The sequence below is a fragment of the Anaerosporobacter sp. genome (assembly GCF_031551385.1).
Taxonomy (GTDB): Bacteria; Bacillota; Clostridia; order Lachnospirales; family Lachnospiraceae; genus Anaerosporobacter.
The window spans coordinates 1-12,000 of sequence record NZ_JAVBNS010000036.1 but is presented as its reverse complement, the minus strand read 5'-3'; the positions used below and the strand labels follow the sequence as shown (position 1 = coordinate 12,000).

Annotated in this window: 16 protein-coding genes; 6 read left to right on the top strand and 10 right to left on the bottom strand. The window is 34.8% G+C overall.

Translation table 11 applies throughout. The annotated features are described in order from the left end of the window. Positions 1-23 precede the first annotated feature (23 nt). Positions 24-1,199 carry a coenzyme F420-0:L-glutamate ligase gene (locus RMR19_RS04595; protein ID WP_310602322.1) on the top strand — a complete coding sequence of 392 codons (1,176 nt, stop codon included), beginning with the start codon at positions 24-26 and terminating at the stop codon, positions 1,197-1,199. Between the two features lie 210 nt (positions 1,200-1,409). Here RMR19_RS04595 and RMR19_RS04590 read toward each other — a convergent pair whose 3' ends face one another. Beyond that, positions 1,410-1,724 (bottom strand): cyclophilin-like fold protein, encoded by a 315-nt coding sequence (locus tag RMR19_RS04590; protein WP_310602321.1) that lies wholly within the window; start codon positions 1,722-1,724, stop codon positions 1,410-1,412. Positions 1,725-1,969: 245 nt separating this feature from the next. Here RMR19_RS04590 and RMR19_RS04585 point away from each other — a divergent pair, with 245 nt between their 5' ends. Genes RMR19_RS04585 through RMR19_RS04570 form a run of 4 tightly spaced genes read left to right on the top strand, consistent with a single transcriptional unit; the run spans position 1,970 to position 5,180 of the window. Then, positions 1,970-2,899, top strand: coding sequence for a tyrosine-type recombinase/integrase (locus tag RMR19_RS04585; protein WP_310602320.1), 930 nt, complete (start codon positions 1,970-1,972; stop codon positions 2,897-2,899). 56 nt (positions 2,900-2,955) lie between these two features. Further along, positions 2,956-3,585 carry a dTMP kinase gene (locus tag RMR19_RS04580; RefSeq protein ID WP_310602319.1) on the top strand — a complete coding sequence of 210 codons (630 nt, stop codon included), beginning with the start codon at positions 2,956-2,958 and terminating at the stop codon, positions 3,583-3,585. 31 nt (positions 3,586-3,616) lie between these two features. Continuing rightward, positions 3,617-4,393, top strand: a complete 777-nt coding sequence (locus RMR19_RS04575) for an HAD family hydrolase (protein ID WP_310602318.1) — start codon at positions 3,617-3,619, stop codon at positions 4,391-4,393. A 16-nt stretch (positions 4,394-4,409) separates the two neighbouring features. Continuing rightward, entirely contained in the window at positions 4,410-5,180 is a 771-nt protein-coding gene (locus RMR19_RS04570) for a toll/interleukin-1 receptor domain-containing protein (protein WP_310602317.1), read from the top strand. Here RMR19_RS04570 and RMR19_RS04565 read toward each other — a convergent pair. The 8 genes from RMR19_RS04565 to RMR19_RS04530 form a co-directional block, all read right to left on the bottom strand. Further along, the gene (locus tag RMR19_RS04565; RefSeq protein ID WP_310602348.1) at positions 5,147-6,052 is read right to left on the bottom strand and encodes an SIR2 family protein; all 906 of its coding nucleotides are present in this window, start codon (positions 6,050-6,052) and stop codon (positions 5,147-5,149) included. The genes RMR19_RS04570 and RMR19_RS04565 overlap by 34 nt on opposite strands. A 21-nt stretch (positions 6,053-6,073) precedes the next feature. Further along, positions 6,074-6,520 (bottom strand): hypothetical protein, encoded by a 447-nt coding sequence (locus RMR19_RS04560; protein ID WP_310602316.1) that lies wholly within the window; start codon positions 6,518-6,520, stop codon positions 6,074-6,076. 392 nt (positions 6,521-6,912) lie between these two features. Continuing rightward, positions 6,913-7,191: a hypothetical protein gene (locus RMR19_RS04555; RefSeq protein WP_310602315.1), complete on the bottom strand. Its 279-nt coding sequence runs from the start codon at positions 7,189-7,191 to the stop codon at positions 6,913-6,915. Positions 7,192-7,227: 36 nt separating this feature from the next. After that, the gene (locus RMR19_RS04550) at positions 7,228-7,539 is read right to left on the bottom strand and encodes a hypothetical protein (RefSeq protein WP_310602314.1); all 312 of its coding nucleotides are present in this window, start codon (positions 7,537-7,539) and stop codon (positions 7,228-7,230) included. Next, on the bottom strand, positions 7,527-8,126 hold the full coding sequence (locus RMR19_RS04545; RefSeq protein ID WP_310602313.1) for a hypothetical protein: 600 nt from the start codon (positions 8,124-8,126) through the stop codon (positions 7,527-7,529). The genes RMR19_RS04550 and RMR19_RS04545 overlap by 13 nt, the downstream gene beginning before the upstream one ends. A 9-nt stretch (positions 8,127-8,135) precedes the next feature. Then, a complete protein-coding gene (locus tag RMR19_RS04540; protein WP_310602312.1) occupies positions 8,136-8,573 on the bottom strand; it encodes a DUF4869 domain-containing protein in 438 nt (145 codons plus the stop codon). A 131-nt stretch (positions 8,574-8,704) separates the two neighbouring features. Next, positions 8,705-9,700 carry a hypothetical protein gene (locus RMR19_RS04535; RefSeq protein ID WP_310602311.1) on the bottom strand — a complete coding sequence of 332 codons (996 nt, stop codon included), beginning with the start codon at positions 9,698-9,700 and terminating at the stop codon, positions 8,705-8,707. After that, positions 9,697-10,257, bottom strand: coding sequence for an RNA polymerase sigma factor (locus RMR19_RS04530; RefSeq protein WP_310602310.1), 561 nt, complete (start codon positions 10,255-10,257; stop codon positions 9,697-9,699). The genes RMR19_RS04535 and RMR19_RS04530 overlap by 4 nt, the downstream gene beginning before the upstream one ends. Before the next feature lie 207 nt (positions 10,258-10,464). Here RMR19_RS04530 and RMR19_RS04525 point away from each other — a divergent pair, with 207 nt between their 5' ends. Beyond that, positions 10,465-11,220, top strand: a complete 756-nt coding sequence (locus RMR19_RS04525; RefSeq protein ID WP_310602309.1) for a hypothetical protein — start codon at positions 10,465-10,467, stop codon at positions 11,218-11,220. Between the two features lie 147 nt (positions 11,221-11,367). Here RMR19_RS04525 and RMR19_RS04520 read toward each other — a convergent pair. Next, positions 11,368-12,000, bottom strand: a 633-nt coding sequence (locus tag RMR19_RS04520) for a GGDEF domain-containing protein (protein WP_310602308.1), incomplete at its 5' end; no start/stop codon positions are given.

Sequence of the window (12,000 nt, the reverse complement as noted above, 5' to 3'; positions counted from 1 at the left end):
ATGGATAAAAGTGAGGTTTTTATATGCGTACTTTAGGAACTGTAGCCAGAGGCGTTCGCGCTCCTATGATTCAACCTGGAGATAACTTAGCAAATATCGTAGTAGACAGTGTGCTTAATGCTGCAAATGAAAATGGAATTGAGCTTCAAGATAGAGATGTAATCGGTATGACAGAGGCAATTGTTGCACGTTCACAAAATAACTTTGCAACAGTAGAGCAAATCGCCACTGATGTACGAAATAAATTCAATGGCGAAGAACTTGCAATCGTTTTCCCAATTCTCTCTAGAAATCGTTTCTCTAATCTTCTAAGAGGAATTGTTGGTGGTTGTAAGAAACTTTATATTATGCTTTCTTACCCTTCTGACGAAGTTGGAAATCAATTAATTGATTGGGATATGTTAGATAAAGCTGGAGTAAATCCATATACTGACGTATTAGACGAAAAGAAATACCGTGAATTATTTGGTTATGACGTAAAACATCCATTTACAGGAATGGATTATGCTGAATATTATAAAAGCTTTGGTGATAACATTGAGTTAATCTTTGCTAATGATCCACGCGCTGTACTTACATATACGAAAAATGTATTAGCATGTGATATCCATACTCGCCAAAGAACGAAACGTATTCTAAAAGCTGCTGGTGCTGAAATTGTTTATGGTTTAGATGAAATCCTTGCTGAATCTGTAGATGGTAGTGGCTATAATGAAAACTACGGTTTATTAGGTTCTAATAAAGCAACAGAAGACAAAGTTAAACTTTTCCCAAGAGACTGTCAAGGATTAGTTGATCAAATTCAAGCAACACTTCTTGAAAAGACTGGCAAAAGGGTTGAAGTTATGGTTTATGGTGATGGCGCATTCAAAGATCCTGTAGGAAAGATTTGGGAGCTTGCTGACCCTGTTGTTTCTCCTGCTTACACGAGTGGACTTAACGGAACACCTAATGAATTGAAATTAAAGTTCTTATTAGACAATGACTTTGCAGGTAAATCCGAAGAAGAAGCTAGAGCCGCTATGGAAGAAGCTATTAAGTCAAAAGATAACGAATTAGGTGACCAAGCACTTGGAACAACACCTCGTCGTTATACTGACCTACTAGGAAGTTTATGTGATTTAATGAGTGGTAGTGGTGATAAGGGAACTCCGATTATTTGGATTTCTGGGTATTTTGAAAACTTTGCATCGAAGTAGATTTTTATAGAATTAAATTTAATGAAGGAAATGCCAGAATTGCTTATTGATTTTAAGGATTCTGGCATTTTTGTATATTTTTGTACTTACTGTTACAACCTCCTCTATTTTGTCTGTAAATCAATTTTCAGACATGCTCTAACAGTAACCTCTTCAAAGTTAGCTTTTAAATCAAAAAAGGATTATAAAAAAAGTTCAAATATCAATCTCTTATTTTGCATCTGCCCTCTCTGCTTTAAATTCTATGCTCACACTTCCGCTTCCCAAGGCATCTGTCAATTCAGTCACATCAACAATATATCCAATGGGAACATAATTGTATGAATTTGAAAATGAGGTATAGAATAATACCAGACTGCTGTCTGACCAAAGATAAATATCGCATGGTTCATGACAAAAGTTATTCAATTCTGCAGTAATCTGCATGGCCTCCTGTGCAAGACCACAGATATACAAGTGCATTTCTGAAGCTCCAATAATCGGATTTTTCTGATTTACATGCTCTATAAATTTTTCGAGTGACATGTTATACACATCCTATCATTTTTTTAATTGTATCTTCTTCTCTCTTTTAATAAAATTTATTGTTGCTTCAAATGATTCTCTTCTTTTAATCATCTCCCACCATAAACTCAGAGTCTATAATAATATAATTACTATAAAACCTAAAGTTAGGTTTAAGTCAATAACTAAAAAAATGCAATAAAAATTTTGTCGAAATTTATCCGTTTATAGTGCATAATATAATAAAAACTTTAGGAGTGTATGACATGAACAATTTAGAAATACAGATAATGGAATATTTAGATTATTGCAAATTTAGAAAAAATCTCGATTTAAAAACATTAAAGGCCTATACAATTGACTTGAGACAATTTAAAGATATGGTTTTACAGTGGAATATCGAACCTTTTGAGAAAAATTCTATAAATAGATATATCACAGAAATCCACAAATTATATAAGCCAAAATCTATTAAACGCAAAATTGCAAGTTTAAAAGCTTTTATTCAATACTTAGAATTTGAAGAGATAATATCAAGTAATCCTTTTAATAAAATCAATATAAAGTTCAGAGAACCACAACTATTACCAAAGACAATACCTTTTCATACAATACAGACCTTATTAAAGACTATCTACCAACAAAAAGATTTAGCAGAAACAGAATATCAAAGAAAGAGTATTATTAGAGATATTGCTGTAATTGAATTACTCTTTGCTACAGGTATTCGTATTTCTGAACTATGTTTGTTAACCCCTGAAGATGTTAACTTAGCAAGTCAAAATCTCTTAATCTATGGAAAAGGTTCAAAGGAACGGATGATACAGATAGGAAATCCAGAAGTAATCCAAGCTTTACAAGCCTATCAACATGAATTTGCTGACACTATGAATGTTTGTGGTTATTATTTTGTGAATCGTTTAAAAAAAAGACTTTCCGATCAGTCCGTACGTTTTATGATAAATAGATATGTAGACATTGCTTCTATAAACTTACACATAACCCCTCATATGTTCCGACACTCGTTTGCGACTCTGCTTTTAGAGGAAGATGTTGATATACGTTATATTCAGAAGATGCTTGGACATAGTTCTATTACTACTACAGAAATATATACGCATGTCTCTATGACTAAACAAAAAGATATATTGACGAGTAAGCATCCTCGGAATCTTATTAGTATGAATAAAGGATAATAATAAATTAACGTTATATAAGTGAGGGTAATGAAGTGAGAGGTAAGTTAATCTTTTTGTTTGGAATAGACGGAAGCGGAAAATCTACCGCCTTAAAAATGTTAGAGAATAGTGGGTTAGAGAATACGGTATATACATCCTGCTTGACAACCGCTGTATTTGAAGAAGAATTATATCGAGCAGAAAACAAGCTGCACTTTTCTAGATGCGATTTCTTTTCACATGAATTTAAGCATGTACTTCACATTGGTAGTGTTATCTATAAGATGTTTAATACAATATTACCTATTCTGAACAATGGCCAAAATGTAATCCTTGATAGGTACGCTATATGCATCAAATTATATGCTGACCTTTTTCTGGAGCCTTCGTATAAGTGTATATCAAGGGCTTTAGAATGTTTACCGACTCCTGATCTAGGAATCTATTTTGATGCAGACATTGATACTGTTTTAGATAGGATTAAAGAAAGAAGCGAAAGAAGCGGAATAATGCCACATTTTAGCGAAAGCGAAGAATCTTTAATAATGAAAAAAGCAAGATACGAAACCATGATTCCTCATGAAAAGTATGCTATTTTGAGAATAAATGCTAATCAGGATATTGATAAAGTATACTCTTCAGTGTTTGAGATAATAAGTGAGGAATGCGTTTGTTATAACGCAAGCTGCCAATGGCGCAAATAACCTATTCATATGAAAGGAATGTTTTAATTAAATGAAAAACCAAATGATTCTGTTTGATTTAGACGGAACATTATTAACCTCTGACAACATTGTGTCCCCTATAACAGAAAATGCCATTAAGGACTGCAAACACAAAGGATATCATATAGGCTTTGTTACCGCGCGGTCTAGGTCAAAGAAGAACATCCGCCTTTTGGATAGATTGCCATACGATTTTATAGCTTTCTATAACGGAGCGGAAATATATGCGAAAGACCATTTAATTGAAAGCAACGCGTTGCCATACAAACAGGCAGCTTTGATGCTGCTAAGATTGAACAAGGATTTTCCTGACATGATAATTGATGTACATCATGAACCATGGAGCTATTCAAGCATTCGCGAAGAAATATGCCATATGGAGTCGGGGGAGAGGAAAGAGTGTAGCCTCAATAAATTACCGAACTGCGATGTTCAACGCATTCGGTTGAAATCGGATTCCCTTACATCCATCCCGTTGCAAAATTATATGACTATTGAAGGCACTTTCTATCACACAACATTTGGTGATGCCATAATTGTTCATAAAAATGCAAACAAAGGCCATGCTGCCAAAAGAGCGTCAGAATTGTTTGGTATACCTCTTACCCAAATGATAGCATTTGGTGATGACGTAAACGATATAGATATGATAAAAAATGTCGGTATCGGTGTGGCTATGGGCAATGCCATTCCCCTCCTTAAAAGAACTGCCGATTATGTCACGGAAACAAATGATTGCAATGGCATCGCAGCTTGGATATATAGACATCTAATAAATTTGAAATAATAAATCAGGAGTAAATATGAAAAATTTTTCCAAAAAGCTATTTGTATGTTTTTCCGCCAAAGACCGTTATGATATAGTACAACCTGTTGTCTACCATCTTAAAAACTATGGTGTTGATATTTGGTACGACAGACATGAAATGGTGATGGGGGATAATCGTATAAAAAAAAATATTGAGGAAGGGGCTGGAAGGTGTGGATACGCATTAATTATTTTGTCAAGAAACACCGTTGATTCATTATGCGCAAGAGAAGAAATAAAAATACTTGAATCAAGATACAATAAAAGAGAAGTCGTTATTTTTCCCGTATTATATGAGTTGAAACCTTGTGAAATCCCTTCCGAATTCAGTTGGATCAGCAGTTTAATATTTAAGGAAACCTATCGTAGCACTGGTACTTTAGAAATATGCAATCACATTGCTTGCAAAATCACGCATGATATTTTGGATAACTGTAGATATAGAACTATCTTGGAAATAGTAGATGACAATTCGCAACTCCTTCCAAATCCAGTGAATTCATTGTTAGATAAGTATACAAAAGTCGATAATGCAAACCTTAACAGCAGGGTTGCGTTACTTTATGCTACATATCTTACAATTATAGAGTCCAAGAGCCTAACTATTGATCCTCTGTGCGAGGTGCCTAGCAAAGCATTCGAAAGGTTATTCTCGGAAACTCTCCTAAATTTGACAATAGATTACAGAGAGTTATGGTTATTGGAGAATTCAATATGTATATTAATCGAACATTACATAACATCCTGTACGGAGTCTAAAATATAGACAATTATTTTCGCAAGCTCATCTGTATCATATCCGGAAGTAAGTAAATCAATACTTTTCTCCAAGTATGGATACTTGGTTAAGTTGCTTTTTATTTCGTTCCATATTAGCTCCGACCTCATCCCTGGATATGCTATAGGTATAATGTTTTTATGGTTTGCCAATGAAATTTCAAACTCTTCTTTTACACCACTGTTGGGGTTGGGGAAATGTTGATTATAGTCCCCAAAAACAAATATTACCGAACCACACCTACTGATGACCTCCTCACGCATCCTCTTTTTATCTTCCGAAGATTCTTCACCTAGACCAACGAAAGGCTTAACTATAAGATATTTTTCCGTATCCTTAACGCCCTTCTTTGCAAGATACTCGTTGGCATACCCTATGATGTGCGTCCCGAAATGCCTGCCTATACCATTTATGATACGATAATCATTATCCAAAAGATGCGATGTTATACTACGCGACAGATTATGGGAATACTCCTCAATTTTTTGGTCAAAGGATCGGAATGCTCCTGAAATGAAAACCCTTTTATTCCGTATCCTATCATTCAATTCACGAAGTATAAAGATTATATCCGTATACTCGTTCACGAGAAGTACACGGATATGGTATCTGCGTTCAATATCATCAATAAAATGGTTAAAGTATGGGTTGCATGGGTCATTCTTCATTATTGTGTAATGAAATGGAGCGGCGTCACCCAAATATCTTGTAATTTCACTTAAACAGTCCATCACCAAATAATCCGTAAAACTATATCCTATAAACAAAAAGGTACTGGAAATCAACTCTCTCTTAAAAAACAACAGCATCATTCGATGACTGTCGGAGTATTCTTCATAATCCTTTTGAGTGGCAACAATACCTTCAATATTTGTTACATCTCAATTCATTTTCAAAATGTTGATTCGCTTATTGAGCTCTATATTAGACAAATCCGCATCCTTAAACACTTTATTAGTCAAAATATTACGGCTCTTGTAATTAAGCTCTATAACGTTATCAAAGTTCGTAGTCCATATATTTGTAAATCCAATATCGATAAGTTCATTAATCAAAGGGCTATGAAAATTATTTATGTTTATGATATCGTTAATTCGTTTTCGGAGTTCGGCTTGTCCGAATTTATTAGAATAATATTGTGCAAGTCTATAGAAATTCGTTGATTCATCCAGTTCAGTTCCAAGATCCTTTGCAAGTGGCTTGAATAGGTTATACCAAGATGGATATCCTGCGCCAGTCGAAGCGCCAGCACCTACAAATAGGGAAATCCTCTCATCCAGTGCCTGACGTGTAAATTGATTAAGGAATTGTTCTTTATTTAATGGCATATCATTTCTACTTCCTATTCTTAAAATAATATATAACGATAAGAACAAATTATCTATTCTCTGCAGATCTACAATAATCAATTATCATCTGACAGAATAAATACTTCTGTTAATTTATTATTATCCTTTATTCATTCTACATCATTTACCAAAAGATTTCAATATTATTCATACATTTTTTTACTGATTGAAATCTTTTGAAAACTAAAGCATAGCTCTATTTTAATACCCTATTACTTACAGCAAGAAGGTATACATATCTGTCTTAAATATCATTTTACCAGAATCTTGATTTCAAATACTTCGCTTTTAGCTTCGGAAAGATTTATCCCTCTACTTATAAGCTGAAACAGCATATAAGGTACGCCAAAATTTTTTCTTTTTTTATACACTCAATACTCAACTGTATATTCCCTAAACATATCTTTAATATAGTCAGCACTCGCAAGTATATAATTTGGAGATTGAAGCATTACTGTGAAAATAAAACCGAGTCCTAAATCAACATGCAAATCTACATGAACCACCTCAAATGAACTAGTCAATTTCTCTATATCAACTATTTTCTCATTCCTTTTCATTACAATCTGTTTCTCATTAAATATAAACTCTAACTCAGTAAGGTATTCTGACAACATGGTTCTTTTAATCAGAGTATGAGGTAAAGTCATAAAATCCTCACATTCCATATAAATTCCGCATTACATTTATAGAAATATAATCTCCTCCATTTTCTCCAAAATCCCCTTTTTCACATTGCCTTCAATGTACACCTCATTTAATCCCCACTTTATATATACAAGATAACTATCTTTTGTTCTTTCTACTAGCAATGCTGTAAAAAACTGTTCCCAACTTGCATATTTGCTACTTTCCACATAGTTGTAGGCCTCAGATAAATTCTTCTCCAACTCACTATCCTTCACAACACCAGAACTTAATATCAACCATTCAAAGGATTCTGGAAGATACAAGTATAATTTCTTACGAATACTCACCAAAGTCATCAGCTTTTCCATTCCTGGTCCAAAACCACTCCAGCCGCAGAAATACAGGTTGCCTTACTCATGTGGCACACATAATCAAAAAACTGATATCCTGCGCCCGAATCTTCTGTAATCACTATATCTGGACATATTTGCTCATTTTGATTCCGATTTCCATAAATGCTATACATTTCATTATAAGTTTGCTTCAAGATACCATATTTCCCCGAGCTGCGAATACCATAGATTTCTGTAACACTGTAAGGAAGTGTTGGCAATGCCTCTCTTGTTACAATTACGAAGTAATTATCTGTCTTCTGAATTTCTGACGAGAATTCTTTTGAGCCAACAAAAGCATTTCCTTCATCAATAAACAAAATACTATTGTGAAACGTTGCCAATAGCGTTTTCCAATCCTTTCCTGCTAATACTGCACAGTTTTTCTTACATTGCAAATGAATACCACTATCTTCTCCATTTTCATAAGGTTCCGCCACCATGTCCACCAGTGTTGTTTTTCCTGTTGCACTATCACCTTTGATGATTGTAAGATTTCTTTTTATCTCAAAATCGTATTTGATTTTTTTGTTTTCAATAACGATTCTATATTTTCCTTTCATAATCCACCTCTATACATACAAACCAGCTATAGGTACCAATTCAGCCATATTGTGAACAATCTGATTTGTGTTCAGAATACGCACCTCAAACTCCTCATTTCCAAAATCCATCAGATGGCGTAGATTGATAGTGATATCCTTTTCTCTGCCCATCTTCAATAGCCATTTTGCGCAATTATTTCCACAGGTAGATGCATTAAAGATTTTCTCTGGCACATTTGCAATTAAAATCAGTGTTTTTACTCCACCCGACAAGCTAAGTGGTGGAATCTTTCCTAAAACAGGACTATCAACAACTGCATTGTCCAGAACAATAGATTTATCCACATCTGCTATCATCTCTCTCGACAACTGCTGCGTAATCCATTCTTCTTCATATACATTTTTAAAATATACAGCAGTATTATATATTGCCTCTGGCATATCGCCATAATATATATTTAGCATGATAGTACTCCTCTCTCTATTGATTGATTTTTCAAACGTAAAACATCAATTTATAGTATACACTACTATAATCTATTATCTTAAGTTTAAGTTATTAAATGTAAATTTTCAAGAAGAACCTCATATCTTTTTTATTTGCATGCACTAAATATCAACTCAAATATCTCACTAGGCATTTTCACAAAATACCATCCTAGATGTTGGTATCCCACATATCCGCCTTCAAACAATCTTAATTCCGCAACAGTATTGTCATTCATATAGAAATATAAATGTTTTTGCTTGACAGAATCATCGTAAATATTCGGATTGGTTTCATAAACGTATTCAAATTTGCTCTCACATAGCTCTTTTATAAATGTATTGATATCTTCATCCATTACATTAACTAAATCATGATATACATAATTTGAAGTTGGCTCATTATTCCAGTTCTCATGTTCCTGACACTTTACTGTATTCCAATTCCCACTAAGATTCAATCGTTCTTCAAATAAATCCTTACCATTTGTAAGACCTATTCCATTCAAATTTTCATAAAAGTTTATATATGCTATGGTATTGCCATTCTCATCGCTATAGCTTCCCTTCATACATAGGCGAAATTGTGTGCTGTATCCCTTTACGGAATATACATCTCCTTCGACTGTAGATGCAAACTCTACTGCATATTCATCTTGATTTGACCACTCATCAATATTGCCAATTGCGTGACCTATATATTCTCCTACAAGACCTTCTATTTCTCTAGCTTCTTCCATACTATATCTCTTGCTTTGCGTATAACTTCTACCCTGATAAACAAAAAGACCTATCATATCCATTTGGGCAGCACTTGCATTCTTGGGCAATTGAAGCTTGGGCACATACACATCATAATTATCACTTATCATATCATTCGTCTCATTTGTTTCATCCGGAACATTAGGGTTGTCCTTGATAACCTGCGATTGCTTGTTATCTTTTGTAACAAGCGGTATTGCTACTGCAATAATCAGACACATACAAGCCACTGCTGCACTCCATTTAACCCATATACCTTTGTTCTTCTTCCTATAGTTCTCTGCTTCATTAATAAATTTTTCATCAATATTGCCAATACAACGTGAAAGTTTATCCTGTTTCATAGTGTAATACCCTCCTTTAGTAAATGATGTTTTAAATTAATTCTAAGCCTTTGGATAAGGGAATTTGTCTTACTTTCAGACCAGCCCATAAAAGATGCTACATCTGCCAGATTGTCACAATACCAATATCGACGAATAAATGCTACTCGCTTTTCTTTTGATAATGTCTCCAGCCAGCGTTCTATAGACGCTGTGATTTCCTTATCTTCAAGAACTTTCTCTGGTGAAGGCGATACAGGAATGCAATCTGTTAGTTCATCAAGCACTAAAACAGCTTGACCTCCTCCACGTTTTTCACAAGAAAGGTCTCGCACTCTGTTTAATGCCAAATTTCGAGTAATCCTACCTAAAAAAATACGGAGCGTTGTCGGTCTCTGTGGTGGTATAGCATTCCATGCGTTGAACCATGTGTCATTTACGCACTCTTCACAACATTCCATATTTTCTAAAATACGCAAAGCGATACTTTTGCAGTAGCGACCATATTTTTGACTAGTTTCTTCTATTGCCTCTTCTTTGCGTTCCCAGTATAGTTCAATAATTCTGTCATCTTCCATAAGAATACCCCCTTTCACTTATATAGACACCAAAATTTTAGAGATTATGCACATTATATAAAAAATAAAAAAGAATCACTTACATTGGTGAATATCGCATAAATTGATTTTTTACAATTTGATAATATTTTTATTATAGCTCTATAATCTGCTACCTATATATTTGTTCTTGTGATCACACAATAAAAAATAAAGGAGAGATCAGAGATGAAAAAACACGATGTAAAACAAAAAAATTTTTTAAAAGCAGCCTTAGCAGCTGCAGTAATTATCGGTTCCACTACTGTACTACAACAAGGGTTTGCGCAAGCAGCGGTGTCTAACGATTCAATCTATTCACAATCAACACAGAAGAACGCAGCAGAAGGATATAAGAAAGCAAATTATACGGTAGTAGATGATAACCTCCCATATTATCGCGACAAAAAACCTACTGCAAAGGATATCACAAGAGACACTGCGGCTGAAATTGGTGCACAAGCTTTCTGGGAAGTCTATAACCTTGACTTAGAAGGTAAAACACTGGAAATGGCTTATAATCCGGCAACTGAAGATAACCGTGCAACATGGGTAGGCACTTGGTGGATTGATGGAAAGGGAAAAAGCACACAGAACTATTTTTTCAGTATAGACGCTGAAACAGGTGAATTGCATTCTGTACAGTATTCCAGAACATTAAAGAAAAAAGTCTCTACAGGTTTTGATGCAAAACTCGCCAAAAATCCAGAAGCATACGAGGCATTAGCAAAGAGTATGGCAGAGAAATACAATGCAGTTCATGGTTCGGTCAAGTCAGCTGAATATGCTAATCAGGGTGTTTCTAGTAATGACCCAACCATTGATATCAGAGTAACAGGTGAAAATGGAGAACAGGCACAAATTTCGTTCTCACGCTATGATAAAACCCTTCTATCCATTTCCTACGATTCATGGTGTCAGGAAGCAGATGCCTTAGTGCAATAGATAGAAAAGGAATTACAAAAAAAATAAAACGAACTATTTAGGGGAGACAATTTCTTAATATACCAATCACTCATTATTAACACAATATTTACGATTTAAAAAAGAGAAGAAAGCCCAACGTTCATACGGGTTTTCTTCTCTTTCTTATTACTCCTCCATTACGACCTTATTCCGTCCAGTCTGTTTTGCCTTGTACAGACAGACATCTGCTTTATCCAAAATAGATTCTGCGGTGTCCTTGGTATTAGATTTAGCAACACCAAAGCTGGAGGTAATTTTCAGACCATACCGAAATTCCAATGCACTAATAGCCAGACGCACGCGCTCCGCAATCGCAAATGCTGCATTGTAGTCTTCAATGTGAAGAACCGCAACAAACTCTTCGCCACCATATCGTGCAACGACATCTGAAGGGCGCAAGCTATCTCGCACCGTTTTTGCAAAAACTTTTAGTACTTCATCGCCCGTACCGTGCCCATACTGGTCATTCACTTTTTTGAAGAAGTCAATATCAAGCATAAATACAAAAACATGACTATTCGTCTCGACACAGGACTTCAGCTCTCGTTCCAGAAAATCAGTAAGAAACCGACGATTATAAACACCAGTCAATGCATCACGTATTGCTGACTCCTCTAGCTTTTCATTATTAAATGCTAATTCTTTCATCAGTTGCTCAATGCGGTTTGTTTCGCCCTGATAGGATTTACTGACATAGACTGCCAAAATTGATATTCCAGAAAAGGTCACCAACATCGCCACAAGCAAATCGATAAGCTG